Annotated in this window: 1 protein-coding gene; it reads right to left on the reverse strand. The window is 41.6% G+C overall.

What is annotated here, in order from left to right; translation table 11 throughout:
- Nucleotides 1-127: 127 nt before the first annotated feature.
- Nucleotides 128-529 (reverse strand): 3-methyl-2-oxobutanoate hydroxymethyltransferase (locus BCT81_RS03910; protein WP_198596840.1); only part of this gene is annotated, 402 nt, incomplete at its 5' end.

Genomic DNA, 529 nt, shown 5'->3' on the forward strand with positions numbered 1-529 from the left:
GTTGTAGATGTTGCAAATTTGTAATTGAGAAAGTGTGATATTTGAACAGGAAATACCCGATATACGCACGTTTTGTTTGATCTAGCGCTGATATTTTCCGCACCCAGAGTGTCAATGAACAGGCAAATTAATCGAAGCAATGCTCACGAGTAGGGAATGCCCCATTTCTCACTTCTTGTTCATATTCACTAAATGATGTTTTGATTAGCTGGCTTAGGTCGATGTACTTTTTGACAAACTTAGGTGTGTATTCAGTGAATAAACCAAGCATGTCTTCGGTCACTAACACTTGACCATCACATTCGGGTGAAGCTCCGATACCAATAGTCGGGATCGATACAGATCTGGTGATTTCTCGAGCTGTGAGCTCATCAACGCCTTCAACAAGTAATGAAAATGCTCCAACGTTTTCAAATTTTCGCGCTGTTTCGATGAGGTGGTCCCTTTGGTGTTGTGTTTTTCCTTGAACCTTAAAACCACCTAATACGTTGGCGTATTGAGGGCATAGACCAATATGAGGCATTACCGG

This window comes from Vibrio sp. 10N.261.52.A1 (genome assembly GCF_002876325.1).
Lineage (GTDB): Bacteria > Pseudomonadota > Gammaproteobacteria > Enterobacterales > Vibrionaceae > Vibrio > Vibrio chagasii.